The sequence below is a fragment of the Allobosea sp. RAF48 genome, from assembly GCF_052114025.1.
Classification (GTDB): Bacteria; Pseudomonadota; Alphaproteobacteria; order Rhizobiales; family Beijerinckiaceae; genus Allobosea.
This window is the reverse complement of sequence record NZ_JBFRDZ010000014.1, coordinates 56271-83028: the sequence shown is the minus strand read 5'-3', so window position 1 is coordinate 83028 and position 26758 is coordinate 56271. Positions and strand designations below refer to the sequence as shown.

The 26758-nt window shown below is 66.2% G+C and carries 23 protein-coding genes; 12 read left to right on the top strand and 11 right to left on the bottom strand.

Translation table 11 applies throughout. The features are described 5' to 3' along the window. Positions 1–23: 23 nt before the first annotated feature. The 9 genes from AB4Z10_RS23165 to AB4Z10_RS23125 all read right to left on the bottom strand — a co-directional run bounded on the left by AB4Z10_RS23165 (position 24) and on the right by AB4Z10_RS23125 (position 11518). A complete protein-coding gene (locus tag AB4Z10_RS23165; protein WP_441472755.1) occupies positions 24–539 on the bottom strand; it encodes a protein-tyrosine phosphatase family protein in 516 nt (171 codons plus the stop codon). 23 nt (positions 540–562) lie between these two features. Continuing rightward, complete coding sequence (locus AB4Z10_RS23160) at positions 563–1669, bottom strand: acetate/propionate family kinase (RefSeq protein ID WP_441472754.1); 1107 nt, start codon at positions 1667–1669, stop codon at positions 563–565. After that, positions 1666–2613, bottom strand: a complete 948-nt coding sequence (locus tag AB4Z10_RS23155) for a bifunctional enoyl-CoA hydratase/phosphate acetyltransferase (RefSeq protein WP_441472753.1) — start codon at positions 2611–2613, stop codon at positions 1666–1668. The genes AB4Z10_RS23160 and AB4Z10_RS23155 overlap by 4 nt, the downstream gene beginning before the upstream one ends. Before the next feature lie 51 nt (positions 2614–2664). Further along, entirely contained in the window at positions 2665–3786 is a 1122-nt protein-coding gene (locus AB4Z10_RS23150) for an alpha/beta fold hydrolase (protein WP_441472752.1), read from the bottom strand. Between the two features lie 83 nt (positions 3787–3869). After that, positions 3870–5762, bottom strand: a complete 1893-nt coding sequence (locus tag AB4Z10_RS23145) for a heavy metal translocating P-type ATPase (protein WP_441472751.1) — start codon at positions 5760–5762, stop codon at positions 3870–3872. 36 nt (positions 5763–5798) lie between these two features. After that, the gene (locus AB4Z10_RS23140) at positions 5799–6932 is read right to left on the bottom strand and encodes an ABC transporter permease (protein ID WP_441472750.1); all 1134 of its coding nucleotides are present in this window, start codon (positions 6930–6932) and stop codon (positions 5799–5801) included. Between the two features lies 1 nt (position 6933). Continuing rightward, positions 6934–9666, bottom strand: a complete 2733-nt coding sequence (gene rbbA, locus AB4Z10_RS23135) for a ribosome-associated ATPase/putative transporter RbbA (RefSeq protein WP_441472749.1) — start codon at positions 9664–9666, stop codon at positions 6934–6936. Continuing rightward, entirely contained in the window at positions 9663–10667 is a 1005-nt protein-coding gene (locus tag AB4Z10_RS23130) for an HlyD family secretion protein (protein WP_441472748.1), read from the bottom strand. The genes rbbA and AB4Z10_RS23130 overlap by 4 nt, the downstream gene beginning before the upstream one ends. A gap of 161 nt (positions 10668–10828) precedes the next feature. Further along, complete coding sequence (locus tag AB4Z10_RS23125; RefSeq protein WP_441472747.1) at positions 10829–11518, bottom strand: GntR family transcriptional regulator; 690 nt, start codon at positions 11516–11518, stop codon at positions 10829–10831. Positions 11519–11677: 159 nt separating this feature from the next. On the opposite strand from AB4Z10_RS23125, the gene AB4Z10_RS23120 reads away from it, so the two are divergent. The 10 genes from AB4Z10_RS23120 to AB4Z10_RS23075 all read left to right on the top strand — a co-directional run bounded on the left by AB4Z10_RS23120 (position 11678) and on the right by AB4Z10_RS23075 (position 18326). Continuing rightward, positions 11678–12664 (top strand): TRAP transporter substrate-binding protein, encoded by a 987-nt coding sequence (locus AB4Z10_RS23120; protein WP_441472746.1) that lies wholly within the window; start codon positions 11678–11680, stop codon positions 12662–12664. Between the two features lie 69 nt (positions 12665–12733). Next, complete coding sequence (locus AB4Z10_RS23115; RefSeq protein ID WP_441472745.1) at positions 12734–13267, top strand: TRAP transporter small permease; 534 nt, start codon at positions 12734–12736, stop codon at positions 13265–13267. A gap of 3 nt (positions 13268–13270) precedes the next feature. Beyond that, positions 13271–14551, top strand: a complete 1281-nt coding sequence (locus AB4Z10_RS23110; protein ID WP_441472744.1) for a TRAP transporter large permease — start codon at positions 13271–13273, stop codon at positions 14549–14551. Positions 14552–14561: 10 nt separating this feature from the next. Continuing rightward, the gene (kduI, locus tag AB4Z10_RS23105) at positions 14562–15398 is read left to right on the top strand and encodes a 5-dehydro-4-deoxy-D-glucuronate isomerase (protein ID WP_441472743.1); all 837 of its coding nucleotides are present in this window, start codon (positions 14562–14564) and stop codon (positions 15396–15398) included. Next, positions 15398–16168, top strand: a complete 771-nt coding sequence (gene kduD / locus AB4Z10_RS23100) for a 2-dehydro-3-deoxy-D-gluconate 5-dehydrogenase KduD (RefSeq protein WP_441472742.1) — start codon at positions 15398–15400, stop codon at positions 16166–16168. Before kduI ends, kduD begins: the two co-directional genes overlap by 1 nt. 12 nt (positions 16169–16180) lie before the next feature. Continuing rightward, positions 16181–16522 carry a cupin domain-containing protein gene (locus tag AB4Z10_RS23095; protein ID WP_441472741.1) on the top strand — a complete coding sequence of 114 codons (342 nt, stop codon included), beginning with the start codon at positions 16181–16183 and terminating at the stop codon, positions 16520–16522. A gap of 96 nt (positions 16523–16618) precedes the next feature. Beyond that, positions 16619–16945: an ArsR/SmtB family transcription factor gene (locus AB4Z10_RS23090; protein ID WP_441472740.1), complete on the top strand. Its 327-nt coding sequence runs from the start codon at positions 16619–16621 to the stop codon at positions 16943–16945. Further along, complete coding sequence (locus AB4Z10_RS23085; protein WP_441472739.1) at positions 16942–17352, top strand: SRPBCC family protein; 411 nt, start codon at positions 16942–16944, stop codon at positions 17350–17352. The genes AB4Z10_RS23090 and AB4Z10_RS23085 overlap by 4 nt, the downstream gene beginning before the upstream one ends. A 57-nt stretch (positions 17353–17409) precedes the next feature. After that, the gene (locus tag AB4Z10_RS23080) at positions 17410–17862 is read left to right on the top strand and encodes a DUF1801 domain-containing protein (protein WP_441472738.1); all 453 of its coding nucleotides are present in this window, start codon (positions 17410–17412) and stop codon (positions 17860–17862) included. A 50-nt stretch (positions 17863–17912) separates the two neighbouring features. Then, the gene (locus AB4Z10_RS23075; RefSeq protein WP_441472737.1) at positions 17913–18326 is read left to right on the top strand and encodes a DUF1801 domain-containing protein; all 414 of its coding nucleotides are present in this window, start codon (positions 17913–17915) and stop codon (positions 18324–18326) included. A gap of 63 nt (positions 18327–18389) precedes the next feature. On the opposite strand, the gene AB4Z10_RS23070 is transcribed toward AB4Z10_RS23075, so the two are convergent. After that, the gene (locus tag AB4Z10_RS23070; protein WP_441472736.1) at positions 18390–20030 is read right to left on the bottom strand and encodes a bifunctional aspartate transaminase/aspartate 4-decarboxylase; all 1641 of its coding nucleotides are present in this window, start codon (positions 20028–20030) and stop codon (positions 18390–18392) included. A 20-nt stretch (positions 20031–20050) separates the two neighbouring features. Continuing rightward, positions 20051–21739: an aspartate-alanine antiporter gene (aspT, locus tag AB4Z10_RS23065; RefSeq protein WP_441472735.1), complete on the bottom strand. Its 1689-nt coding sequence runs from the start codon at positions 21737–21739 to the stop codon at positions 20051–20053. Positions 21740–22240: 501 nt separating this feature from the next. On the opposite strand from aspT, the gene AB4Z10_RS23060 reads away from it, so the two are divergent. Together AB4Z10_RS23060 and AB4Z10_RS23055 are read left to right on the top strand one after the other, a co-directional pair. After that, positions 22241–23401 (top strand): efflux RND transporter periplasmic adaptor subunit, encoded by a 1161-nt coding sequence (locus AB4Z10_RS23060; protein ID WP_441472734.1) that lies wholly within the window; start codon positions 22241–22243, stop codon positions 23399–23401. A 3-nt stretch (positions 23402–23404) separates the two neighbouring features. After that, positions 23405–26551 (top strand): efflux RND transporter permease subunit, encoded by a 3147-nt coding sequence (locus AB4Z10_RS23055; protein ID WP_441472733.1) that lies wholly within the window; start codon positions 23405–23407, stop codon positions 26549–26551. Positions 26552–26758 lie beyond the last annotated feature (207 nt).

Below are 26758 nucleotides of genomic sequence, written 5' to 3'. Positions count from 1 at the left end.
TCAAAACGCAGCAAGCGCCCGGTTCAGGGGCCGGAATGCACCGCCTCCTCGGCATAGCGCGCGACCATCTGCTGCTGAACCTCCGTCTCCGGCCCCGAGCCGGCGGCGGCTACGGCCGCAACGGCCTCCGTACCGCTCAGGCCGAGCGCGACCAGGATGCAGGTCGCGACCATCCCGGTCCGGCCGATGCCGGCTGCACAGTGAACGAACAGCTCCCTCCCCGCATTCAGGTCCCGAGCGGCCTCCTCGGCAAGAGCCTTCAGGCCGCCGCCATCGTCGGGAACGCCGAAATCACCGATCGGAAAGCGCGTGACGGGAATGCCGAGATCGGATTGCCGCGCGGCGTAGTCCGGCGACTTCAGCCTGATCTCTTCCGCGGGCGTCAGGCAGATGATGCGGGTGATCCCTTGCTGCGTCAGGTCAGCGAGGTCATCCGCCAGCGGCCTCAGCCGGCCCGGCATCGGCCCGAGCCAGAGCGCGCCGGCGATCCCGGCCGGCAGATCGACGCGTCGGATGAAGCCTGTTCGGGTGCTGATCATCCCAGCCTCCCTCGTTCTATCGTTCAGGCGAGCAGCGCCTTCGCCTGAACGGCCATGACCCTCTCCTCATTAGCCGGGATCACCAGAACCTTGAAATCGCCGAGGAAGGTGAGTCTATCGAGGATCGCGTTGCGAATGGGTGCGGCATGCTCCCCGATGCCGCCGGTGAAGACCAGCCCGTCGATGCCGCCCATCGCCGCCGCCATTGCCGCGCTGAACTGCGCGACCTTCAGCGCAAAATAATCCAGGGCGAAACGCGCGCGGGGATCGTCGCTGTTGAGCAGCGTCTCGACATCGTTCGAGAGGCCGGACAGGCCGAGCAGGCCCGAGCGCTCATAGAGCGCGGTCGAAACCTCTTCAGCGCTCATGCCCAGACCCTGGAACATGTAGAGCACCGCGCCAGCGTCGAGCGCGCCGCAACGCGTGCCCATCGGCAGCCCGTCGAGCGTCGTCATCCCCATGGTCGTGTCGATGCTGCGGCCACCCCGAATGGCGCAGAGGCTCGCACCGTTGCCGAGATGGGCAGCGACGACGCGGCCGGCATGGAGATCGAGATGCCGCTCGGCCAGCACCATCTCCAGCCATTGATAGGACAGGCCGTGGAAGCCGTAGCGGCGGATGCCCTTGTCGCGCAGCCCCTGTTCAAGCGCGAAATTGTGGGTCAGCGCATCGTGCCGGGCGTGAAAGGCCGTATCGAAGCAAGCGATATTGGGCACTTCGCCCATCAGGCGCCGGGCTGCGGCCACCGCAGCGAGATTGTGCGGCTGATGCAGCGGCGCCAGCGGAGCGAGTGCTTCGAGCGCGGCAAAGACCTCGGGCGTCACCACGACGGGGTCGGCATAGTTTTCGCCGCCATGGACGATGCGGTGTGCGACGGCCTTCATCCGCCAGCCATCGTCATGGCGGTCGACAAAGGCGAGGACAGCGGAGAGCGCCGTGTTGTGATCGCAGGCCTGCGGCAGCGCGATGCGCTCGCGCGGACCATCCGCGAGGCTCGCATCCAGGACCGGTTCCGGCTCGCCGAGGCGCACCGCCTTGCCGCGGGCAAGCACGCTGAGGTCGTCGCTGCGGAAGACCTGGAACTTGAGGCTGGAGGAGCCGGCGTTGAGGACAAGAATGGTGTCGATCACTTGATCCGCCCCGTACGCCGCGCATCAGCCAGAAGAACCGCCAGGACGCAGGAGAGCAGGCGCGCCCGCAGATTGTCGGCCCGGCTCGTCAGAATGATCGGCACCCGCGCGCCGAGCACGATCCCGGCGGCATCGGCGCCGCCGAGGAAGGTGAGTTGCTTGGCGAGCATGTTGCCGGCTTCGATCTCGGGCACGATCAGGATGTCGGCATGCCCCGCCACCAGCGAGACGATGCCCTTCTCCTTCGCGGCCGCAGCGCTGATCGCGTTGTCGAAGGCGAGCGGCCCATCGACGATGGCATCGGTGATCTGGCCGCGATCGGCCATCTTCGAGAGGGCGGCGGCATCGAGCGTGGCGCACATGCGCGGGTTGACGGTCTCGACGGCCGCGAGCACCGCCACCTTGGGCAATTCGTCGACGCCGTTCAGCGCGACATGCCAGAGATTGACGGCGTTCTGGACGATGTCGGCCTTGGTCGCGAGGTCGGGCGAGATGTTCACCGCCGCGTCGGTGATGATGAAGGGCTTGGGATAGCTCTCGATATGCATCACGAAGGCATGGGAGATGCGCCGCTCGGTCCGCAGGCCGGAGTCGGCGTGCACGACTGCGCCCAGCAGTTCGTCGGTGTGCAGCGAGCCCTTCATCAGGGCTTCGAGCTCGCCGGCGGCAGCCAGCGAGACGGCCTTCACCGCCGCCTCATGGCTGTGCTCGGTGTCGACCAGCTCCCAAGGCGAGATGTCGACGCGGGCTTCCAGCGCGGCGGCGCGGATACGCTCCGCGGGGCCTATCAGAACCGGATCGATCAACTGCTCGGCGACGGCGTCCGCGACGGCCTCGATCACATTGGCCTTGACGGGATGAACCACCCCGGTCCGCACAGCTGGAAGATCCTCGCAGCGGCCGAGCGCGAGCTGGAAATATTCGGAAGCGGACAGCGTCGTCATGGCGCGAGGGGCTCCAGGGCGGGGTTTCGGGAAGCGGACCGTGCGGGCGGCTCAGCCCTGCAAGGCGATCCAGCGGGCGATACCGGGCCAGGTTTCGGCGAGCGTCTTGCGGCCCATGAACAGGCCGATATGGCCGCCGGGCACCAATTTCTTCTCGATCTTCTTCTTCGGCGTGCCGACGAGGTCTTCCGCCGCGAAGACCTGCTCGCTGGTGGTGATGTCGTCCTCGGCACCGGCGAGGAGATAGACCGGGCAAGCGACGTCCGTCAGGCTCAGGCGCCGGCCGAGGCCGACGAACTCGCCCTTGGCGAAGCGATTCTCCTTGAAGATCTGCTCGATGGCCTGGAGGTAGTAGGCGCCGGGCAGGTCGAGCGGGTTCTCGTACCAGGCCGCGAAGGTCTCGGTACGGTCGAGATAGTTCTTGTCGGCGATGTTCTGGTAGAGCCGCACGTACTTGTCGACGTAATGCTCGTCGGGGTGCATGTTCTTCCAGCCGGCGAGCATAAAGCGCCCCGGCATCAGGCCCCGGCCCGTCCGGACCATGGCGCGGTAGCTCTTCAGCGGCATGGCCTTCGCCATGCGCTTGATCGGCCCATCGCCGGCATCCGCGTCGATCGGAGAGCCAGCCAGGACCAGCGACTTGACCTTGTGCGGGAAGCGGGAGGCCAGCATCGCGCTGAGCCAGCCGCCCTGGCAGAGGCCAACCAGATGCACGACGCCGCCGAGATCGTCGATCGCGGCGTTGAGCTCGGCCAGATAGGTGTCGATGCTGAAGTAGCGCATCTCCTGCGTCGCCGGCTTCCAGTCGGTGACAAGGACATGGTCGTGACCATTCGCGAGCATCGTCTCGACGAGGCTCTGGCCCTTGTCGTAGTCGGCGATGGTCGCGCTATGTCCGGCGTAGGGCGCGTCGATCACGACGGGTATACCCCCGGATTCCGGCTTGCCGAATTCGCGTAGCCGCATCGTCGGCAGGTCGAGGCGCACCGTGTTCGGCGTCGCCCAGTCCGGCGGCGGCGGGCGGGTGATCTTCACCGCCTCGGAGAGAAAATCGAGATTGTGCTCGGTCAGGCGCAGGGCGGCGTCGACAGGCCAGAACCAGGGCAGGCTGAGTTCGTCGGGGCCACTCGTCGGCTGGCGAGATGTCTCTACTGCGTTTCGGCTCGTGGCCATGGTCGAAACACCCGCATTGTCGATTGCGCCCGGAAGGTAGACAGCCGATCTTGCCGAGGCAACCGCGACAGCCTTGCGACAGGTCAAACCCCGTCTGCGATGCGCGGCGCCCGCGCAACCTCCAAAGTCCGGCCCCGCGCCATCGGGCCGACGAGCGTGCGCAAGGCGTTGACGATGACCGCGATGTCGATGCCCTGCTGCAGGAACGCGCCGACGACGGGCGGAATGTAGCCGAAGGCGGCGAAGACCATGGCGACCCCGGACAGGCCGAGGCCGACGACGATGCTCTGCTGCGCGATCGCCCGAGTCCGCTGCGCGATCACGACCGCTTCCGCGACCCGGTCGATCCTGTCGACGAGGATCACCACGTCGGCCGCTTCGGAGGAGGCCGTCGCACCCCGGGCGCCCATCGCCACGCCGACATCCGCAGCGGCCAGCGCCGGCGCGTCGTTCAAGCCGTCGCCGACCATCATCGTCGGCTGACGAGCCTTCTCCGCCGCGATGGCAGCGACCTTCTCGGCGGGGCTGCACTCGGCCTTGACGTCGTCGATAGCGAGGTGAGCGGCAACCTCCGCCGCCGTACCGGCATCGTCGCCCGTCACCATCAGGATGCGATTGACCCCGGCACCATGCAGGCGGTCCAGCGTCTCGCGCGCGTCGGGCCGCACCGCATCCGCCATGGCGAGGAAACCGGCGAATTGCCCATCGAGGGTGACAAAGACGGCAAGAGCAGCGGCGCCGTCGAGGCCCGCTTGTGCCGTCCGCGCCCAACTCGGGAGGGGCTCATCTCCCAGGACGAGATTGCGCGAGCCGGCGCGGACATGCCTGCCATCCACGACGCCTTCAAGGCCCGAGCCCCGATATTCGCGCACCTCGGTGGGCTGGGACAGGGGCAGCGCCTTCTGGCGCGCCAGCGCGACCAGGGTCTCGGCGAGCACATGATGCGATGCCTGCTCGAGCGAGGCGACGAGACGGAGGATTTCGTCCGCCTTGATCTCCGGAGCCGACTCCAACGCGACCAGCCGGGCGCCGCCCTCGGTCAGGGTTCCCGTCTTGTCGAAGATCGCCGTGCGAACCTGCCCGAGCGCCTCGATCGCTGAGCTGCCCTTCATCAGGATTCCGGCACGGGCAGCGCGGGAGACGCCGCCGATGAAGGCGACCGGCGCCGCCAGGATCAGCGGGCAAGGCGTGGCGACGACGAGAACGGCGAGGGCGCGGATCGGATCGTCGGACAGCCACCAGGCCAGGCCGGCAACGATCAGGGTCGCGGGCAGCAGCAGCAGCGCGAAGCGATCGGCCATGCGGATGAAGGGGGCCTTCGCGGTCTGCGCCGCCTCGACCATCCGGACGATGCCGGCATAGGTGCTCTCATGCGCCGCCGCCGAAGCGCGGTAGCGGAACGCCTCGCCGGCATTGACGGTGCCGCTGCGCAGCGCCTCGCCCTTCGCCTTCGCCTCGGGCAGCGGCTCGCCGGTGACGGCGGATTCGTCCAGCCGCGCCGCGGCATCGAGAAGCTCACCATCCACCGGCAGCATCTCGCCGGCCCGCACCAGCAGTTCGTCGCCAACCGCCACGTCCTCCGCAGCGATATCGACGAGTCCGCCGGCGTCCTGACGGTGGGCGATGCGCGGCGTCCGGTCCCGCAGCGAGCGGAGCTCGCGCTCGGCCTTGCCGCGGGCATAGTCCTCCAGCAGGTTGCCGCCGGAATACATCATGGCGACGACCGCGCCGGCCAGCGGCTCGCCCATCGCGATGGAGGCGACCATCGCGACAAGCGCGATCGCATCCACGCCGAGCCGTCCGGCCAGCATGTCGCGGAGCATCGAGACCGCCAGCGCCACGGCGACGGGGATCGTCGCCGCCGTCCAGATCAGGTCCGGCGACCATGCGCCGCCGACGCGGCCAGCGATCAATCCAGCGACGGCCCCTGCCAATGCTATGGCGAACAGGCTCAGATGGACGACCATCTCACGCATCGGCGCCGCTCCCGTTCCGCCTCTGCCCGGTATGTCTCAAGCGAAGATCACCTTGCGGAACCGGGCGAGCGCGAAGGCGAAATAGGCCGCGCCGATCGCGATGATCTTGGCAATCTCCGGCCAGACGACGTCGAACCCCGCTCCGCGATAGAGCACGCCCTGGGAGAAGGAAACGAAATGCGGCGTCGGGCTGAAGGTCTGCATGATCCATTGCAGCCAGACCGGCATGCTCTCCATCGGCGTAGTCGCACCCGAGAGCAACTGCGTGACCACGAAGACCGGGATGGCCAGCAGGCCGAACTGCCCCATCGTCGTCGCCAGCGTGCCGAGCAGGATGCCGAGCGCCGCGACGGAAAAGGCGTAGACCGCCGTCCCCATCACGAAGAGCAGAAGCGAGCCGGCGATCGGGACGCCGAGCGCCCATTCGACGATGAAGACGAGCGATGCGACCGCCGCGACCAGGATGACGAGGGCATTCGCCACCATCTTGGCGAGCATGATCTCGACCGGCGTGACCGGCATCACCAGAAGATGCTCGACCGTGCCCTGCTCGCGCTCGCGGATCAGCGCCGCGCCGGTCAGCACGATCGTCAGCAGCGTGACATTGTTGAGGATCTGCATGACCGAGCTGAACCAGCCGGAATCCAGGTTGGGATTGAAGCGCGCCCGCACCACCAGATTGATCGGCATCGATGTGGTGGTCTCGCGCCCGGCCTGCCGGTTCGCGATCTCCTGGGCGATGATCTGCTGGATATAGACCGCGCCGTTGCCCGCCTGGGTCATCGCGGTGGCGTCGATATTGAGCTGCAGCGTCGCCTGCCGCCCCGCCTGCAGGTCCGCCTGGAACTTGGGCGGGATCTCCAGCACGAAGACCAGGCGGCCGGAATTCATCTCGGCGTCGATCTCGTTGGCCGCGATGCGCTTGGAGACCTTGAACAGTGGCGGGCCGAAGGCCCCCAGCAGCGTGCGCGAGAACTCGGACTGGTCCTCGTCGACGATGCCGATGGTCAGGTCGCGCGCCTCGAGCTTCACGCCGGTGGCGACCGTGTAGACCGCGATGCTGAAGGTGTAGACCACCAGCACCAGCATGATCGGGTCGGCCCGGAGGCTACGCAGCTCCTTCACGATGAGGCGCAGGATGTTCTGGAGATGGATGACGAGCGCGGACATCTCAGGCTTCCTGCTTGCGTAGCGCCAGCTGCGCAACGACGAGGAACAGCAGGAAGAAGAAGGCCAGCATCACGAGGTTGGGCCAGAGCTCTGCGGCTCCCAACCCTTTGGTGAACACGCCGACGCTGACCGGCTGGTACCAGGCCGGCGGAAGGGTCATGCCGATGAGACGGCCGCCGCCCGAGAGCGAGGCGACCGGCACCATCAGGCCGGAAAAATTGACCGCAGGGATGATCGACAGGATCGCCGTGGCGAACACGGCCGATACCTGCGTGCGTGTGAAGCTGGAGATGAGCTGGCCGAAGCCCGTCGTGGCGGAAACATAGAGCAGGGTTGCCAGCACCAGCACCCAGACGGAGCCCTTGATCGGCACCTCGAAGACGGTCAACGCGATCACGACCAGCATGACGAAGCTGGCCATTGCGACGGCGATATAGGGCAGCTGCTTGCCGAACAGGAACTCGAAGCGGCTGATCGGGGTCGAGCGGAAATTGGCGATCGAGCCGGTTTCCTTTTCGCGGACGACGCCGATCGCCGACATGATCGCCGGAATGAGGATCAGCATCAGCATGATAACGCTCGGCACCATCGCATTGGCGCTCTTGAAGTCCTGGTTGTAGCGGAAGCGGGTCTCGATCGTGACGGGCGACGGCGCATGGCTCGACGCCGACTGGGCAGCCGCAAACCCCTGCGCATATTGCGCCGCCAAGCCCGTCACATAGCCGCGGGTAGTCTCGGCCCGGAAGGGCATGGCGCCGTCGAGCCAGACCGAGAGTTCAGGCGTCCGCCCGGCCATCAGATCGCGACCGAAGGAGGGGGGGATCTCGATCGCGAGTTGAAGCTCGCCGCTTTTCAGGCGCCGGTCCAGCTCCGCCTCGGAACGGATCGGCGGCTGCTCGTCGAAATAGCGCGAGCTGGAGAAAGCCTCGACCAGTTGCCGGCTTTCCATCGAGCCGTCCTGGTCGAAAGCCGCGAACTTCAGGTTCTCGACGTCGAAGGAGATGCCGAAGCCGAAGGCCAGCATCAGGAGCAACGGCCCGAGGAAGGCGAAGCTCAACCGGATCGGGTCCCGCAACAACTCCATCGTCTCGCGACGGGTGCAGGCCCAGAGCCGGCGCGGATCGAAGCGGCGGGCCGGTGGCGCCGGCAGGGCCGCGGCCGCCGGGATGACCGCGGCCTCCGCTGGCGCCTCCTCGATGCCGGCAGCTTCCTTGAGGTAGGCGATGAAGGCCTCTTCCAGCGTGTCGGCACCGCGCTTCTGCACCAGCTCCTGCGGCGTGCCGACAGCGAGCACCTTGCCGGCATGCATGAAGGAGATGCGATCGCAGCGCTCCGCTTCGTTCATGAAATGCGTGGAGAGGAAGATGGTGACGCCGTCGTCGCGCGAGAGATCGATCAGCGTGCGCCAGAACGCGTCGCGCGCGATCGGATCGACGCCCGAGGTCGGCTCGTCGAGGATCAGCATGGCCGGTCGATGCAGGACGGCGACGGCAAGCTGCAGACGCTGGCGGATGCCGAGCGGCAGGCTGTCGGGCCGCTCGTCGGCGACGTTCTCAAGGTCGAAGCGGGTCAGAAGCTCGGCGATCCGGACCGGGATCTCTGCCGGTGGCAGATGATAGAGCTCGGCGTGCAGCACGAGGTTCTGCCGCACCGTGAGCTCGCTGTAGAGCGAGAAAGCCTGGGACATGTAGCCGACATGGCGCCGCGTCTCCATGTCGTCGGCCGCCAGCGGCTGGCCGAACAGCTTCGCGGTGCCCTCGGTCGCCGGCAGCAGGCCGGTCAGCATCTTCATCGTCGTCGACTTGCCGCAGCCGTTGGAGCCGAGAAAGCCGAAGATCTCGCCGCGGCCGATCCGGAAACTGACATGATCGACCGCGACGAAATCGCCGAAACGGCGCGTCAGCCCCTCTGCCTCGATCGCCGGCGTCGCGTCGTCGCTCACGACCCGCGGCCTGAGCACGACTTCGCGGTGCTGCGCGCGCTTGGCTTCAGGCAGCAGGGCGACGAAGGCGGCTTCCAGGGTGGACTGCCCGGCCTTCTGGCGTAGCTCCGTGGGCGTGCCCGTCGCGATCGCCTTGCCGTCATCCATCGCCACCAGCCAGTCGAAGCGCTCCGCCTCCTCCATATAGGCGGTGGCGACGATCACGCTCATGCCCGGCCGGCGGGCGCGGATCGTGTCGATCAGATCCCAGAACTGGCCGCGCGAGAGCGGATCGACGCCCGTCGTCGGCTCGTCGAGGACGAGCAGGTCGGGATCGTGGATCAGCGCGCAGCAGAGACTGAGCTTCTGCTTCATGCCGCCGGAGAGCTTGGCGGCAGGGCGGCTCTCGAAGGGGTCGAGCCCTGTGGCAGTGAGCAATTCGTCGATGCGCTGGCGGCGCTCGGCAGCGTCCTGTCCAAAAAGCCTCGCATGGAAGTCGATGTTCTCGAAGACCGAGAGTGTCGGATAGAGATTGCGGCCCAGCCCCTGCGGCATATAGGCGATGCGCCCGCGCCGGGCCTCGCGCTCCGCCTTGACGCCGAGATCGCCGCCGAGCGCGTGCACGCTGCCCTGCTGGATCGCCCGCACGCCGGCGATGAGCGCGAGCAGCGTCGACTTGCCGACACCGTCCGGCCCGATCACGCCGATCATGCGGCCGGACGGGATTTCGAGCGTCAGCGCATCGAGGGCGGTCACCTTGCCGTAGCGGTGCGTGACGCCCACGAGGCTGGCGGCAGGCCCGGCCTCCGTCATGGCAGCTTCACGACCAGCGAGTCAGGCCATTTCGCGGTGGGAGAGGTGCGAACGAAGCCGAGGCCGCGCACGCCGGTCTTCACCTGCCGGTGGTATTTGGCGAGCAGATCCCGATCGACCTGGAGCTTGGCGCGGAAGACCAGCTTCTCGCGCTCCTCGGCTGTCTCGACGGCCTTCGGCGTGAACTGCGCGTCGGCCGCGACGAAGCTGACCGTCGCCGGAATCACATATTGCGGCACGGGATCGAGAATAATGCGCGCCTCATCCCCCAGCGCGAGCTGCCCGGCCTGCGCCGCCGGCAGGTAGATCGTCATGTAGACGTCCGACAGGTCGAGGATGGTGATGACGCGCGTGCCGGCCGAGACCACTTCGCCGGTTCGGGCGAGCTGGTATTGGACGCGCCCGCTGCGCGGCGCGACGAGCACGAGATCGACGAGGATCGCCTTGATCTGCTCGGCATCCGCTTCGGAGGCATGGATCGCGAACTGGGCCTGGTCGCGCTGCGCCTGGGCAGCCCGCAGCGCGGCATCGGCGGCATCGGCCTTGGCAGAACGCTGGTCGTCGACCTGCTTGCTGAGATAGCCCTTCGCAACCAGTTCCTTGCCACGCTCGGCATCGGTCCTGGCGAGGATCTGGTCGCTCTTGCGCTGGGCGATGAGCGCCTCTGCCTCGGCAAGGGCCTGGCGGGCCCGCAGCACCTGCGCCTGCGCGGACCGCAGCTGGGCCTCGTATTCCGGCGACGAGATGCGGGCGACCACCTGGCCGGCGGTGACCTCATCGCCTTCCTTGACCGTGACCTCCGCCAGGCGGCCGGCATATTTCGAAGATACGTCGACCTGCGTCGCCTCGATGCGCCCGTTGGTCTTGACGATCCCCTCCGGCATCGTGTCGCCGCGCAGTCTTTCGATCAGCGCCTTCAACCGCGCCTGCGCCTGCGCCTGAGGCGGGGATAGCAGGGATGCAGCGAGGGCAGCGGCGAAGGCTACGCGACAGAAGCGCATGGAGCGTCTCCAACGGAACAAGCATGGAACATTGAGCTCAGCGGCTTTCATAGCATGCAAGAAGCCGCCCGCGAGAGCCATGCGCATGACGCAGCTTTCAGCCGTGCGCGAAAACGCGGCACGATGCCGCTGAGCCGCCCCGTGATCGGACGCGCTGCGCGCTATTCGAAGAGGTCGGGGTGCGCAACCTCGGTCTTCGGCAAGGCGCGGAGGATTTCGGTCAGATGGTGGCGCATGGCCGCTTCGGCCGCCGCAGCGTCGCCGGCATCGATCGCCGCCATGATCCTCCGATGCTGCTCGACCAGCGGCAGCATCGCGTCGGGCCCCGGCAAGGTCAGCTGGCAGACCCGGTCCATATGCGCCTTGATGTCCCGGATCGCCTCCCAGGCCAGCGGCATGCCGACGCCTTCCGTCAACTCGACATGGAAGAGCTCGTCATAACGCTGGAAGGAGCTGTGGTCGTCACGCTGAGCCGCCTTCTCCTGGACGTCGAGGAGATCGGAAATCCTTTGCCGGCTCTGGGCCGAAAAGGCCACGCAGGCCTCGCGCACGATCGCGACCTCGACCGCCTCGCGCACGAAGCGCGCCTCCATCATCTTGCGGACCGAGAACTTGACCACGACCGTGCCGCGCTGCGGCTGGATGTCGACGAGCCGGGTCTTGGCGAGCGCGATCAGCGCCTCGCGCACCGGCTGACGCGATACGCCGTATTTCAGCGCAATCTCCTGCTCCGACAGGCGCGTGCCGGGCGGCAATTCGAGCGCGATGATCGCGCGGCGCAGCTCGGCCTCGACACGCGCGGCCGCCGAAGCGCCCGGGAAAGAGGCGGGAGACGCCAACGAAAGGCTCAAGTCAAAACCTCCAGGGCCTGTTGCGTACCATACAACAACATACTACCATACAATCACTGCCGCAACCGAGCACGGGGCGCGGGCAGCAAGCTTACGTTCGGCGGGCCAGCGAACAAGCCGGGAAACGGCGAGGCCTTCGAAACCACGGGAGAACGCACCATGACCGCACGCCGCAGTTTCCTTGCCTATACCGCCGCACTGGCCTTCTCGGCCGCCGCGGCGACCTCCGCCCTCGCCCAGAGCGTAACGCTGCGCTCGGCCGACATCCATCCGACCGATTACCCGACCGTCGAGGCTGTCCGCTTCATGGGCAAGCTCCTCGAGGAGCGCAGCCAGGGCCGCATCAAGATCAACGTCTTCCACTCCGCCCAGCTCGGCCAGGAGAAGGATACGATCGACCAGACCCGCTTCGGCGTCATCGACATCAACCGCATCAACATGGCGCCGTTCAACAACCTGATCCCGGCGACCAACATTCCGTCCCYGCCCTTCATCTTCCGTTCGGTCGACCACATGCGGAAGGCCATGGACGGGCCGATCGGCGACAATTTGCTGAAGGAGTTCGACAAGCACGACCTGATCGGCCTCGCGCTCTACGATTCCGGTTCGCGCTCGTTCTATAATTCGAAGCGCCCCATCAACAGCCCTGCCGACATGAAGGGCATGAAGATCCGCGTCCAGCAGTCCGACATGTTCGTCGCGCTGGTCTCGGCGCTCGGCGCCAACGCCACGCCGATGCCCTTCGGCGAGGTTTATTCCGCGCTGCAGACCGGCGTCATCGACGGCGCCGAGAACAATTGGCCGTCCTATGAATCGACCCGCCACTTCGAGGTCTCGAAGTTCTATTCGGTGACCGAGCACTCGCTGTCGCCGGAGGCGCTGGTGATGTCGAAGAAGAGCTTCGACAAGTTCAACGCGGCGGACCAGGCGAGCATCAAGGCTGCGGCCAAGGAATCGGTCCTCAAGATGCGCGAGCTCTGGGACGCCCGCGAGAAGGCGTCCGAGGCGAAGGTCAAGGCCGGCGGCGCCCAGATCAACACCGTCAACAAGCAGCCCTTCATCGACGCGATGAAGCCGGTCTACGACAAGTTCGTCACCGATCCGAAGCTCAAGGACATGGTTGCCGCCATTCAGGCGGTGAACTGAGCCTCAATCAGGCGGGGCGGGCCAAAATGGCCGCCCCGCTTTGGCCCCTTGCCAGCCCGGGCAGATTCCATGCGCGCTTTCACTGCGTTTTTGACACGCCTCGACGCCAAGCTCAGCCTCTTCGCGCTGATCGCCGCCGGGGCAGGCCTCGTCCTGATGACCGTGATGGTCGCCTGGGGGGTGTTCGGCCGCTACGTCCTCAACGATACGCCGATCTGGGTCGAGGCCGGATCGCTGTTCCTGATGTCCTGGTTCATCCTGCTCGGCGCCGCCGTCGGCGTGCGGGAAAGCGACCATCTCGGCTTCGAGGTCGGGCTGGTGATGTCGCCGCCGCCGCTGCGCGCCGTGCTGATCGTGCTGGGTGAAGGCCTTGTCTGCGCCTTCGGCATCGCCATGCTCGGCTATGGCTGGCAGCTCGCGGCCGGCACCTGGAGCGACCGGATGCCGATCATCGGCATCTCGCGCGGCTGGGACTATGTGCCGATCGCGGCGGGCGGCGCGCTGATCGCCCTGTTCGCGCTGGAAAAGCTCCTCCTCTTCGTCACCGGCGAGCAGCAGGCTCCGCTGGGCTTCGTCCATTTCGGCGAAAGCCAGGAGGCCTGAGCCATGGAACTCTGGATTCTCTTCGGCGTCTTCTCGCTCTTGCTGCTGGTCGGCATCCCCGTCGCCTTCTGCCTGGGCATCGCCTCGGTCGCGACCGTCGCCTATATGGGCCTGCCGCCGGTGGTCGTCTTCCAGCAGATGAATTCCGGCATGAACGCCTTCGCCATGATGGCGATCCCGTTCTTCATCTATGCTGGCGACCTGATGATCCGCGGCGGCATCGCCGAGCGGCTGATCCAGATGGCGGCGAGCCTCGTCGGCCATCTGCGCGGCGGCCTCGGCCAGGTCAACGTCGTCACCTGCACGCTCTTCGGCGGCATCTCCGGCTCGGCCGTGGCCGACGCCTCGGCTGTCGGCGGGCTGATGATCCCCCAGATGAAGAAGCGCGGCTACGATGCCGACTACGCCGTCAACGTCACCGCGAATGCGGCGATCATCGCACTGCTGATCCCGCCATCGCACAACATGATCATCTATTCGCTCTCGGCGGGCGGCAATCTCTCGATCGCGGACCTGTTCACGGCCGGCGTCGTGCCGGGCCTGCTGCTTTGCGCCGCGCTGATGGTGGCAGCCTGGGCGGTCGCGGTGAAGCGCGGCTATCCGCGCGAGCCCTTCCCGGGCTTCGCGACCGTCGGCCGCTATGTCGTGCTGGCGCTGCCCGGCATCCTCTTGATCGGCATCATCTTCGGCGGCGTCCGTTCCGGGATCTTCACCGCGACGGAATCCTCTTGCGTCGCCGTCGTCTACGCCATCCTCATCACCATCTTCGTCTATCGCCAGCTCACCTGGACCGCTTTCGTCGAGGCGACGCTGGGCGCGGTGCGCACGACGGCGATGGTGCTGCTGGTGATCGGCACGGCCGGCGCCTTCGGCTGGCTGATGGCTTTCCTGGAGGTGCCGCAGGCGACCATCGCCGCGATGAAGGCGGTATCGGACAACCCGATCACCATCTTGCTGATGATCAACCTGATCCTGCTGGTGCTCGGCACCTTCATGGACATGGCGCCGATGATCATCATCTGCACGCCGATCTTCCTGCCGGTGGTGAAGGCCTTCGGCGTCGATCCCGTGCATTTCGGCGTGATCCTGATCCTCAACGCCGGCATCGGCCTCAACACGCCGCCGGTCGGGTCGGTGCAGTTCGTCGCCTGCGCCATCGGCCGCATTTCCATCGGCGAGTCCATGCGGACGATCTGGCCCTTCTACGGCGCCAGCATCGCCGTGCTCCTGCTCGTCACCTATGTGCCCGGCCTGTCGCTCTGGCTGCCGCGCCTGTTCCACTGAAGGACTGATCATGACCATCGAAATTCGCCAGGTTTCGCACCCCGAGGCCGTCAAGGGCTTCGACACGGCGGAGCTGCGGCGCCACTTCCTGATCGAGACGCTGTTCGCCGCGGGCGAGATCAAGCTGACCTATAGCCATCTCGACCGCGTCATCGTCGGCGGCGCCATGCCGACCAGCAAAGCCGTCGTGCTACCGACGCCGAAGGCGGTCGGCACCGACGCCTTCCTCAGGCGGCGCGAGCTCGGCATTGTCAATGTCGGCGGTCCCGGCAAGGTCTCGGTCGGCGGCAAGGACTACGCACTCGCCAAACGCGATGCGCTCTATGTCGGCAAGGAAGCGGGCGAAGTCTCCTTCGTCAGCGACGATGCCGGCAATCCCGCCAAGTTTTACCTGCTCTCGACGCCGGCCCATGCCGTGCACCCGACCAAGGTCATCCGGGAGGCCGACGCCAAGACGATCGCGCTCGGCGAGCAGGCAACCGCCAACAAGCGCGTCATCCGCCAGTACATCATCCCCGGAATCTGCGAGACCTGCCAGCTCGTGATGGGTGTGACGACGCTCGAAGAGGGCAGCATCTGGAACACCATGCCCTCGCATGTCCATGACCGGCGCTGCGAGATCTATCTCTATTTCGACGTCCCCGCCGACGCCCGCGTCTTCCACCTGATGGGCGAGCCGCAGGAGACCCGCCATCTCGTCGTCGCCAACGAGCAGGCGATCCTCTCGCCCGGCTGGTCGATCCATTCCGGCGTCGGGACGAAGGCCTATTCCTTCATCTGGGGCATGGGCGGCGACAATGTCGACTACACCGACATGGACATGGTCGCGACCGGGGACCTGCGCTGATGCGCTCACCCTTCGATTTGGGCGGCCGGACCGCGATCGTCACCGGGGCCAACACGGGTCTCGGCCAGGCGATCGCGGTCGCGCTCGCGCAGGCGGGCGCCGGCATCGTCGCGGTCGGCCGTTCCAGCATGGCCGAGACGAAGGCGCTGGTCGCCGGGACGGGGCGCCCCTTCCATGAGATCACGGCCGACCTCGCCACGCTGGAGCCGATCGCCGGGATCGTCGAGGAAGCCGACGCGGCGGCGAAGGCCGACGGCTCGCGGCTCGATATCCTCGTCAACAATGCCGGCATCATCCGCCGCGCCGACGCGATCGACTTCACCGAGGCCGATTGGGACGCGGTGATGGACGTCAACCTGAAGTCGACCTTCTTCCTGACGCAAGGGGTGGCGAAGCGCATGCTCGCCGACGGCAAGGGCGGCAAGGTGATCAACATCGCCTCGCTGCTCTCGTTCCAGGGCGGCATCCGCATCCCCTCCTATACGGCGTCGAAGAGCGGGCTTGCCGGGCTGACGCGGCTGCTCGCCTGCGAATGGGCAGCCAAGGGCATCAACGTCAACGCCATCGCGCCCGGCTATTTCGTCACCAACAACACCGAGGCCCTGCGCGCCGATCCCGAGCGCAATGCTGCAATCCTGGCCCGCATCCCGGCCGGACACTGGGGCAATCCCGGGGAACTGGGCGGGGCCGCCGTGTTTCTCGCCTCCGACGCCGCGGCCTATGTCCATGGCGTCGTCCTGCCCGTCGATGGCGGCTGGCTCGCGCGCTGAGGGAGAACCGACATGGATCGCAAGAACGAGCCCTTCGCCCGCGACGCCGATCTCGGCTGGGAGCCGGCCGGCGAAGGCGTGACGCGCAAGGTCCTGACCTACCGCGACGAAGTCATGATGGTGCGGGTGCGCTTCCAGGCCGCCGCCGTCGGTCCGGCGCACAGCCATCCTCATATCCAGTGCTCGCTGGTCGAGAGCGGCGTGTTCGACATCACCATCTCCGGGCGCACCGAACGGCTCAGGGCCGGCGACAGCTTCACCGTGCCGCCGGATGCCGTGCACGGCGCGACCGCCATCGAAGCGGGAACGCTCGTCGACGTCTTCACGCCGATGCGGCAGGACTTCGTTTCCTGACGGCGACGCGCGTCCGGGCAACACAGTTCCTCTCGAGTTGACTCTTACATAACCCGTCAGTTATTGGTTCAATCAATAACTGACGGGTTATGCATTTTGATAGCGACCGATCACGACCAGCTCTTCAGGACCCTCGCCGACCCGACGCGGCGGGCTCTGTTCGAATGGCTATGCCGGGACGGCGAGCAGACTGTGGGCGCGCTGACGGTCCGCGCCGGCGTCTCGCAGCCGGCCGTGTCGAAACACCTCGCCGTGCTGAAGCAGGCCGGGCTGGTGCGAGACCGGCAGGCAGGCCGCCAGATGCATTACAGCGCGCAGCCCCGGGCTCTGGCGCCGCTGATCGACTGGACCGGCCAGATGGGCGGCTTCTGGGAAAACCGCTTCGACGATCTCGAGGATCTGCTGAGGAGAATGGATCAATGAACGAAACATCGGACGAGATCCGTTCCGTCGTCGTCGAGCGGGAGTTCCCGCATCCGCCGGAGAAGCTCTGGCGCGCCCTGACGCAGCCGCATCTGATCGCAGAGTGGCTGATGAAGAACGATTTCCAGCCGATCGTGGGACACCGCTTCGATTTCAGCGCCGAATGGGGCGCCGTCCAGTGCGAGGTGCTGGAGGTCGAGCCGGCCCGGACGCTGTCCTACACATGGGGCGATCACAGACTGAAGACGGTGGTGACCTGGACGCTGACGCCGGCCGGCTCCGGCACGTGGCTGCGCATGGAACAGGCAGGCTTCCGGGCGGACCAGCCGCGCTACTTCCAGGGCGCCCAGGGCGGATGGCCGCGTTTCTTCGCAGCGCTGGAAGACGTGCTCGCGCGGATGGGCTGAGAAACGCCCGCCGTTCAGCCGCGCCGTTTGGAGATCGGTTTGCCGGAGGAGAGCGGTTTGGCGAGGAAAACGAGACCATCGATCGAGGTCGATGCGGGCGGCCCCGCCAAGCCTGTCCTGCTCTCGGGCGGCAACCCGCAGATCGCGAAGGCCGAGGGCGATGCGGCCGTGCAGGCCTATATCGCCGCGATGCCGGAATGGAAGAGCGCAGCGGGGAAGCAGCTCGACGCGCTGATCGAGCGGACCGTCCCCGACCTGCGCAAGGCGGTCAAATGGAACTCGCCCCTCTACGGCACCAGCGAGCACGGCTGGTTCCTCGGCGTCCATTGCTTCGCACGCTACGTCAAAATCGCCTTCTTCAACGGTGTGGCGCTCGACCCGCTGCCGCCCATCGCGTCGAAGGACAAGAACACCCGCTACGTTCACATCGATGAGCATGGCCTGACCGACGCAGCCTCAATGGCGCGCTGGGTCGAGCAGGCCGCGAAGCTGCCAGGCTGGATCATCTAGTTGCGCAGGAACCGCCGCAGCCCAGGAGCACGCGGCAACGGAGAGCGATCATGACAAGCACCGTTACCCAGAGCGAGCAATCACCATCCGAACTGATCGACGGGCGGATCAGGGAGCTCGGCGACTGGCGGGGCGAGATGCTTGCCCGACTTCGCGCCCTGATCCAGCAGACCGTTCCCGACGTCGTCGAGGAATGGAAATGGCGCGGCGTGCCGGTCTGGTATCGCGACGGCATGATCTGCACCGGCGAGACCTACAAGAGCGTGGTCAAGCTGACCTTCGCCAAGGGCGCGGCGCTGGAAGACCCGTCCGGCCTGTTCAATTCCAGCCTGGAGGGCAATGTCCGCCGGGCCATCGATTTCCACGTGGGCGAGGCGATCGACGAAAAGGCCCTGGCCGAGCTGATCCGCGCCGCCGTCGCGCTGAATGCGCCGAAAGCGAAGCGAGCCGGCCGCCCGGGCTGAGCGGCCGGCTCATTATCGATCGGAGCCCGGGACTAAAGCCACGAGCCCCGGCACCGGGTCGACTCAGCCCTTGGACTTCTTTCCAGCCTTGCCGCCGCCCTTCTTGCCGGAGGAGCCGCCGCCCTTCTCGAAGACCACGTGGAACTCCTCGGCCATGCCGCGCAGGGACCGGCCGATGTTGGCGTATTGGTACTCGTTCAGATTGGCGAGCGAGGCGCGCCCCGCCGGCTGGCGCGTGCCGAAGCCGCGGCCGGGGAGGAGCACGATGCCGGTCTCGTCGGCGATCCTGAACAGCAGCTCGTCCGGGTTGACGTTCTTCTTCACCCAGGCGGCGAACTCCGGCCCGTGGAGGTCCCGGGCCACCGCCTCGAGATCGAGCAGCGTGTAGTAATCGACCGCATTCTCGTCGTTGCCCTGGGGGACGCCGAGCTCGCGATAGAGAGCCGCCTCGCGGCGACGGATCAGCTTCTTCAGCTCAGCCTTGTAGCCGTCGGCCTCGTCCATGAGCGCGAAGAGCGAGAACAGCACCATCTGGACCTGCTGCGGCGTCGAGAGACCGGCCGTGTGATTGAGCGCCACGGTGCGGCTGTCGGCGACGAGCCGGTCGATGAAGCGCAGCTGGCTGACATCCGGCAGAAGCGAGCCGTAGCGCCGGTCCAGCGCCTGCTTGGCGCTCTTCGGAAGATCGGCCAGCGCCTTGTCGAAGATGGAATCCTTGTGCGTCGCGACGACGCCGAGGCGCCAGCCGGTCGCGCCGAAATACTTCGAAAAGGAGTAGACCAGCATCGTGTTGTGCGGGCAGGTCGCGAAGAGCGACCGGAAATCATCCGCAAAGGTGCCGTAGACGTCGTCCGTCAGGATAAACAGGTCCGGCCGGTGCTCGCGCACGATCGCGGCGACCTTCTCGAGGCTGCGATCGTCCATCTTCACCGAGGGCGGATTGCTCGGGTTGATGCAGAAGAAGACCTTGATCGCCGGGTCCTTGAGCTTCTCCAGCTCGGAATCCGGATACTGCCAGCCCTTCTCGGGATCGGCATCGATCGCGACCTCGACCAGCCCGTATTCGTCGAGCTCGGGGATTTCGATATAGGGCGTGAAGACCGGCATGCCGATCGCGACCTTGTCGCCGCGCTTGACCAGGCCGTTCTGCTTCAGCGTGTTGAAGATGTAGGTCATCGCGGCGGTGCCGCCCTCGACCGCGAAGAGATCGATGCTGCCCGGCGGGATGAAGCCGCCGATCATCTCCTTGACGATGTAGTGGCGAACGATCTCCTCGCTCACCTTGAGCATGCGCGGCGGAACCGGATAGTTGCAGCCGAGGATGCCCTCGACCATCTCGTGCAGGAACTCGGAAGCCGAGAGGCCGAGCTGGTCCCTGACATAGCTCAGCGCGCGGCCGAGAAAGACCACGCCCGGCATCTCCCGGTTCTCGGCGATGAAGCGCTCGAACCGGCCCTCGATGCCCTCGATCTGCGGCAGGCCGCCGATGCCGTTGGGCATATAGGAGTAGGAGAGCTCCGCCTCCGCCGTGGCGAAGAGGCCGAGCCGGAAGAAGGCCCGGCGCGGCAGCGTCGCCAGGAAGTTCGGATTGCCGCGCCCGGCATTGAGCATCAGGCGGTTTTCGCGGCTTGAAGCCAGCTTGATCAGTTCGTCCTTGAGCTCGAAGGGGCTGAGCTTGGCGCATTTGCTGTAATCAGTCGCCATAATACGTCTCCTCGATCAAATCAGGTGAAGGCCACGACGAGCGGGCCGAGCAATGTCAGGAAAACGTTCGCCAGCGCGTAGGTGATGGCGAAAGGGGTGGTCGGGATGGAGTTCCCGGCCTTGTCCAGAACCTCGCCGAAGGCGGGGTTGGCGCTGCGCGAGCCGGACAATGCGCCAGCAAAAACGGCCGTATTGTCGTAGCGCAGGATGTAGCGCCCGACGAGCATGGTGATGATCAACGGCAGGAGCGTGACGACCACGCCGATCAGGAAGATCGACAGGCCACTCTGGGCGATGGTGGTGACGGCCTGGTGCCCCGACTGGAGCCCGACCACCGCGACGAAGCCGGCAAGGCCAAGATCGCGCAGCAGTGTCGAGGCCGCCGTCGGCATGTTGCCGATGGCGAGATTGCGGCTGCGATACCAGCCGAAGAGCAGGCCGGACAGCAGCGCGCCGCCGCCACTGCCGAGCGTCAGCGGGACATCGCCGATACGAACAACCAGCAGGCCGATCAACAGACCCAGGACCAGACCGGCGCCGTGGAAGACGAAATCGGTCTTGTCGCTGGAGACCAGCAGGGTGCCGACGACCTTCGCCACGCGCTGGACATCTTCCGCCGTGCCGTAGAGCGTCGCGACGTCGCCGGCTTCGACGACGGTATCTTCAGCCAACGGAAGCGGCTTGCCGGCGCGCTGCAGGCCGGTGACGTAGATGCCGTGGCGGAGATTGCCGGCCGTCGCATCTCTGATCTGCTTCACGGTCTTGCCGATGAAGTCCCGGTTGGCGATGGCGACGTCGCGGCTGAGCACGACCAGATCCATACCCTCGGAGGACTGCAGCTCGGGGCCGATCTTGCCGGCTGCGCCAACGACGCCCGCACGCCTGCCGACGACGAGGATGGTGTCCCCGGCCTTGAGCTTGAGGTCCGGTTCGACGCCGATCACGGAGCCGTCGCGCTTGAGCCGCTCGATGGCGAAGGCGGCAGGACCGGCCAGCGCCTCGACTTCCGCGATCGAGCGCCCTGCGACACCCTCCACCTTGAACAAGCGACCGACCAGATCAGGCGCAGCCGGATGCTCGCCGGCGCCATAGACCCGGATGCCCGCGAGCATCTCGGCCTCGGCCTTGATGGCATCGTCCCGGATGCTGCGGCCCATGAGCCAGGGCAGGATGTTGACGCAGACGATGATCGCGCCGAAGGAGCCGAAGATGTAGGTGACGGCATAGCCGATGGCGACATTGCCCTGCAGGCGCTGGACTTCATCCGCCGCCAGCCCGAGCTTGCCGATGGCCGCGCTCGCGGTGCCGATGATCGCCGATTGCGTCAACCCGCCCGCTGCGATGCCGGCCGCGAGACCTTTGTCGAGCCCGAACATCCTGGCGAGGATGACGACGGTGGCGAGGCCGCTGAGAGCCAGCACCGCGGCCATGACGATCTCGCGGATCGATTGCCGCCCCAGCGAGCGGAAGAACTGCGGCCCGCTCTCGAAGCCGACTGCATAGATGAACAGTGCGAACAGGACCGATTTGATGCCGTTGTCGATCGTGACGCCGACCTGGCTGATCACAACCGCCGCAAGCAGGGAGCCGGCGACGCCCCCGAGCTGGAACTTCCCGAACTGGAATTTGCCGACCCAGTAACCCACCGCCAATGACAGGAAGAGAGCTATTTCCGGAGATTGATGAAAAATCGACGATAGCGCCGCCACAGATCGCCTCCCAAATTCTGGAAACTGAACTGATTGAAATCAAACAAGCGATAACAGCAGACGGAACTCTAGACGCGAATTCACGTATGACTCAAGGACCGATATTCGCAGCACTGCCTCTGTAGGCACGCACAGCGAGAAGATCGATGCCAGAAACAATATTCAACCTGGCAGAATTCAAAACTGTCACTTTGACGACAATTTTATAAAAGGGTGATGTCTCGCGCCAATTTCCACCCCCCATCAAAGCTGTGCCATGGCAGCTATATTCCGAGGTTCTGAGCGAGCTCCACCGTCACCGGGATCAATGCCGCCAAAGCCTCGGCCAGCTCCGACCAAGACCGTTCTTCGGCATGAACAATGGCCGACATCAACAAGCACCGTTTGCGACAGCCCGAACAAGGCTGTAGCGCCCTTGGAAAAAAACGCCCAGTATTGCCGCGACCCGGCCCATCCCCGTGATGGAGCCGATGCGGCGGTCAAGATGGCAGGGGAAAGCGGATGCCTGGATTTTCGCAGCGCGCGGATGGAAGACTGCGCCCTGGAATTCTCTGCCTTGCGGCGATGGCCCTGGCCGGCAGCCTCGTCTTGAGTCCCGCGACCACCGCCCTCGCCCAACAGGCCGCCCCGGCGAAGATTCCGGTGGGCACCGTCTCCGCTGAAAAGCGGCCGATCGAGAAAACCGCCGATTTCGTCGGCCGCATCGAAGCCGTCAATCGCGTCGACATCCGCGCACGCGTCACCGGATACCTCGAAGAAGTGCTCTTCAAGGACGGTGCAAACGTCAAGGAAGGCACACCCCTCTTCCGCATCGAGCGCCCCCCATTCGAAGCAGCCGTCGAGCAGGCCCAGGGCGCTCTGGAACGCGCGCAAGGCGCTTTGCAGAACGCGACAGTGCAGCGGCAACGCGCCGAAGACCTCCTGCGCACCAGCGCAGGCTCCGTCGCCGTCCGCGACCAGCGTGTCGCCGATGAGAAGGGAGCGCTGGGCGATCAGACGACGGCCGAGGCCAACCTCAAGACTGCGCAGATCAATCTCGGCTACACCGAGATCACGGCGCCGATCTCGGGCCGGATAGGCCGGACCAAGTTCACCAAGGGCAATGTCGTCGGCCCCGACAGCGGCRTGCTGGCGCAGATCGTCAGCAGCGACCCGATGTACGTCAACTTCCCGGTCAGCCAGCGCGAGTTTCTGGGGCTGAAGACGAACTCGGTCGCGGAACTGAAGAACCCTCCCTCCGTCAGTCTCAGATTTGCGGACGGCAGCACCTATAACTACAAGGGCCGCGTCGACTTCGTCGACGTCTCGGTCGATCGCTCCACCGACACGGTCCTGGTGCGCGCGGAGGTTCCGAACCCGGACGGAAAGCTCATCGACGGCACGCTCGTGCGCGTCACCGTCCAGGCCGACAAGCCCGAAGAGAAGGTTCTGATCCCGCAATCGGCGCTGATCGCCGATCAGCAGGGCCCCTATGTCTTCGCGGTCGAGGACGGCAAGGCCGTGGTCAAGCGCATCAAGATCGGCGCCGAGGTCGGCGCCGATGTCGTCGTCGAGCAGGGCCTCGTCGGCAACGAGCAGATCGTCGTCGAAGGGCTGCAGAACCTGCGGCCGGGGACGCCGGTCCTGGCTTCGCCCGTGCCTCCGCCGGTCGGCCGGAGCTGAGCCATGTTCACCTCCGTCTTCGTCGACCGGCCGCGCCTGGCCATCGTCATCGCGCTCGTCACCACGATCGCCGGCCTCTTGTCGCTCTTCGCCATCCCGGTGGCCCAGTATCCCGACATCGTGCCGCCGCAGGTCTCGGTGACCGCCTCCTATCCCGGCGCCTCGGCGGCGGTGATCGAGCAGACCGTGGCCCAGCCGCTCGAAGCCCAGATCGTCGGCACCGACAAGATGCTCTACATGAAGAGCGTCAGCGGCAATGACGGCAGCTATTCGCTGCTCGTCTCCTTCGAACTGGGAACCAACCCGGACATCAACAGCGTCAACGTCAACAACCGCGTGCAGGTCGCGCTGTCGAAGCTGCCCCAGGACGTGCAGCGCAACGGCGTGACGGTGAAGAAGAAGTCCTCGGCCCTGCTCGGCGTGATCGCGGTCTATGCGCCGAAGAACACCTACGACACGCTGTTCGTCTCGAACTATGTCACGATCAACCTGCTCGACTCGATCCGCTCCACGCCCGGCGTCGGCGACGCCGCACTGTTCGGCGCGCAGGATTATTCGATGCGGGCCTGGATCCGCACCGACAACCTGACCGGCCTCAATCTGACGACCGGCGATATCATCAGCGCGATCCAGTCCCAGAACACCCAGGCCGCCGTCGGGCGCATCGGCGCCCGCCCGATCGCGGACGATCAGCAGCTGCAGCTGAATATCCAGACCAAGGGCCGGCTGACCTCGCCGGAGGAGTTCGGCAAGATCGTGCTGCGCACCAATCCGGACGGCTCGATCCTGCGGCTCTCCGATGTCGCGCGGCTCGAGCTCGGCGCCGCCAATCTCGACCGCGACACGCGGCTGAACGGCGGCCCCGCGGTCCTGATCGGCGTCTACCAGTCACCCGGCGCCAATGCGATCGCCGCGCTCGACGCCGTCAAGAAGACGGTAGGCGACCTGTCGAAATCCTTCCCGGAAGGGCTCGACTGGAAGGTTACCTACGACCCGACGGCCTTCGTCACCGCGACGATCCACGAGGTGCAGAAAACGCTGCTCGAGGCCTTCGTCCTCGTCGTCCTCGTCGTCTTCCTGTTCCTCGGGAACTTCCGGGCAACGCTGATCCCGACGGTCGCCGTTCCGGTCAGCCTCATCGGCGCGTTCGTCGTCCTCAACGCCATCGGCTACTCCGCCAATACGGTGTCGCTGCTGGCCGTGGTTCTCGCGATCGGCATCGTCGTCGACGACGCGATCGTGGTGATCGAGAACGTCGAGCGCGTGATGGAGGAGCATCCGGATCTGACCCCGGCGCAGGCGACCAAGAAGGCGATGAGCGAGATCGTAGCCCCGATCATCGCGATCACGCTGGTGCTACTCTCGGTCTTCGTGCCGGTCGCCTTCATCCCCGGCATCTCCGGCGAGCTGTTCCGCCAGTTCGCGGTCACGGTGGCGGTGGCGATGGTGCTCTCGGCCATCAATGCGCTGACGCTGTCGCCGGCGCTCTGCGCCGTGCTGCTCAAGCGCCACGAAGGGCCGCGGCACGGGCCGATCGCCCGCCTCATGCGCGGGATCGACTGGGTACGCGACCGCTACGGCTCCGCCGTCGCGCGGCTCGTGCGGGTCTCCGCCATCAGCCTCGTGCTGACGGCGGCCTTCGGCGCCGGCATCTATGCGATGAGCCGCATAACGCCGACCGGCTTCCTGCCGGACGACGACCAGGGCGCCTTCTTCATCGTCGCCCAGCTGCCCGACGGCGCCTCGATCGGCCGCACCTCCACGGCCATGGCCCAGGTCGAGAGCATCCTGAAGACCGAAAGCGCGATCGCGGATTACTCCACAGTCATCGGCCTCAACTTCCTCGACAATTATTCTCAGCCCAATGCCGCCTTCGTCATGATCTCGCTGAAGCCTTTCGATCAGCGTCCGAGCCGCGAGGATTCCGCAGAGGCGATCATCGCCCGGCTGTCGCAGAAGCTGCGGGCGGTGCGCGAAGGCAACGTGGTGGCGCTCGCCCCGCCGCCGATCATCGGCCTCGGCAGCGGCGGCGGCTTCAGCTACGTCGTGATGGACATGGGCACGTCCGATCCGAAGGCCCTCGCCCGGGCGCTGCGGGGCCTCACGATCGCGGCCAACCAGGATCCGCAGCTGCGACGGGTCTTCTCGACCTTCTCGGATTCCGCCCCGTCGATCTATCTCGACATCGACCGTGACAAGGTCCAGATCCTCGGCGTCGAGCTGAACAACGTCTTCCAGGCCCTGCAGGCCTCGCTCGGCGGCTACTACGTCAACGACATGAACCTGTTCGGCCGAACCTGGCAGGTGCAGGTCCAGGCGGAAGGGAGCGACCGCGCCTCGGTCGACGACATCTACCGCATCAATGTCCGCAGCCGCAGCGGCAACATGATCCCGCTACGCAGCTTCGTCGAAGCCAAAGTCGTGGTCGGCCCGCAGGCGCTGATCCGCTACAACAACCGCCTCGCCGTGACCCTGCAGGGCTCGCCCGCGCCCGGCGTCTCGTCCGGCGCAGCCCTTGCCGCCATGGAGGCCGTTTCGGCCAAGACCTTGCCGGCGAACTATCGCGGCGCCTGGACGGACGTATCGTTCCAGGAGAAGCGGGCGGAGGGACAGACCGGGATCATCCTCGCCTTCGCCCTGCTGTTCGCCTATCTCTTCCTCGTCGCGCTCTACGAGAGCTGGACGATCCCGATCCCGGTCCTGCTCTCGGTCGCGGTCGGCCTGCTCGGCGCCTTCGTCGCGATCGTGGTCGCCGGTTTGACGCTCGATCTCTATGCCCAGATCGGCATCGTCGTGCTGATCGGCCTTGCGGCGAAGAACGGCATCCTGATCGTCGAGTTCTCCAAGGAGATGCGCGAGAAGGGGCATCCGTTGCTGCATGCGGCCACGGAAGGCGCGCGCCTGCGCTTCCGCCCGGTGATGATGACCTCCTTCGCCTTCATCCTCGGCTTGCTGCCCCTCGTCGTCGCCGAAGGGCCGGCGATGCTCGCCAGGCGCAATGTCAGCACGCCCGTCTTCGGCGGCATGCTGGCGGCCGCCTGCATCGGCATCTTCGTGATCCCGGCGCTCTATGTGGTCTTCCAATCCCTGCGCGAGCGCCTGCGCCCCTCGACCCGCCCCGAGGAGAAACCGCCGGAGGCGGCCATATAGATCGGGGGGTAACTGAGAGCGATAGGCGTCCGGCAGGAGCCTCCCAAAACGGCCATCGCGAACCCTTCGCCGCCTGGCTCGTCAGAGATGCCAGAAGGCCTTCGAGCCAGTTGCCGCTCCGCGGCGGCGCGAGTGGTTCGCGAGACCTCTCAATGCGGCGGTGAATGTCGATCTCCTCGATCGACAGATCGCGAGAGACCAGAGGCA

Excerpts from the sequence above, each read along its gene's own strand:
- AB4Z10_RS23095 (WP_441472741.1), top strand. The coding sequence starts at position 16,181 with ATGGATCGCAAGAACGAGCCCTTCGCCCGCGACGCCGATCTCGGCTGG.
- AB4Z10_RS23115 (WP_441472745.1), top strand. The coding sequence starts at position 12,734 with ATGCGCGCTTTCACTGCGTTTTTGACACGCCTCGACGCCAAGCTCAGC.
- AB4Z10_RS23140 (WP_441472750.1), bottom strand. The coding sequence starts at position 6,932 with ATGTCCGCGCTCGTCATCCATCTCCAGAACATCCTGCGCCTCATCGTG.
- AB4Z10_RS23145 (WP_441472751.1), bottom strand. The coding sequence starts at position 5,762 with ATGCGTGAGATGGTCGTCCATCTGAGCCTGTTCGCCATAGCATTGGCA.
- AB4Z10_RS23070 (WP_441472736.1), bottom strand. The coding sequence starts at position 20,030 with ATGGCGACTGATTACAGCAAATGCGCCAAGCTCAGCCCCTTCGAGCTC.
- AB4Z10_RS23110 (WP_441472744.1), top strand. The coding sequence starts at position 13,271 with ATGGAACTCTGGATTCTCTTCGGCGTCTTCTCGCTCTTGCTGCTGGTC.
- AB4Z10_RS23155 (WP_441472753.1), bottom strand. The coding sequence starts at position 2,613 with ATGACGACGCTGTCCGCTTCCGAATATTTCCAGCTCGCGCTCGGCCGC.
- AB4Z10_RS23150 (WP_441472752.1), bottom strand. The coding sequence starts at position 3,786 with ATGGCCACGAGCCGAAACGCAGTAGAGACATCTCGCCAGCCGACGAGT.
- kduD (WP_441472742.1), top strand. The coding sequence starts at position 15,398 with ATGCGCTCACCCTTCGATTTGGGCGGCCGGACCGCGATCGTCACCGGG.
- AB4Z10_RS23130 (WP_441472748.1), bottom strand. The coding sequence starts at position 10,667 with ATGCGCTTCTGTCGCGTAGCCTTCGCCGCTGCCCTCGCTGCATCCCTG.
- AB4Z10_RS23165 (WP_441472755.1), bottom strand. The coding sequence starts at position 539 with ATGATCAGCACCCGAACAGGCTTCATCCGACGCGTCGATCTGCCGGCC.
- AB4Z10_RS23085 (WP_441472739.1), top strand. The coding sequence starts at position 16,942 with ATGAACGAAACATCGGACGAGATCCGTTCCGTCGTCGTCGAGCGGGAG.
- rbbA (WP_441472749.1), bottom strand. The coding sequence starts at position 9,666 with ATGACGGAGGCCGGGCCTGCCGCCAGCCTCGTGGGCGTCACGCACCGC.
- kduI (WP_441472743.1), top strand. The coding sequence starts at position 14,562 with ATGACCATCGAAATTCGCCAGGTTTCGCACCCCGAGGCCGTCAAGGGC.
- AB4Z10_RS23055 (WP_441472733.1), top strand. The coding sequence starts at position 23,405 with ATGTTCACCTCCGTCTTCGTCGACCGGCCGCGCCTGGCCATCGTCATC.
- AB4Z10_RS23075 (WP_441472737.1), top strand. The coding sequence starts at position 17,913 with ATGACAAGCACCGTTACCCAGAGCGAGCAATCACCATCCGAACTGATC.